The organism is Micromonospora sp. DT228, from assembly GCF_049841595.1.
Taxonomy (GTDB): domain Bacteria; phylum Actinomycetota; class Actinomycetes; order Mycobacteriales; family Micromonosporaceae; genus Micromonospora.
The window spans coordinates 1-292 of record NZ_JBNCKO010000086.1 but is presented as its reverse complement, the minus strand read 5'-3'; the positions used below and the strand labels follow the sequence as shown (position 1 = coordinate 292).

Annotated in this window: 1 pseudogene; it reads left to right on the top strand. The window is 66.4% G+C overall.

The features are described from left to right. Positions 1–292 (top strand): annotated as a pseudogene (locus ACLQ29_RS35525) (hypothetical protein); the annotation flags it as partial.

Here is a 292-nt window from a genome sequence, read left to right as displayed (position 1 = left end):
TGCGTAAGAGTGTGCTGTCCGTTGCTGGTCTCGCGTTCGCCGGTGGTGTCTTCGCCGGTCCGATCGCCGCCCACGCCAACCCGTTGGATGCCAAGCCCGTCGCTGTGGCTGTGCAGACCACCGCGCCGAAGCCGCAGGGCGACCAGTCGCACATCGATCTCACCGACGAGAAGACGGCCAACGTCAAGGCGATCATCGTCGCCACGAAGAAGGCTGGCCTGCCCGAGCGCGCCGCGGTCATCTCGATCGCGACGAGCCTGCAGGAGTCGAAGCTGGACAACCTGGGCCACCT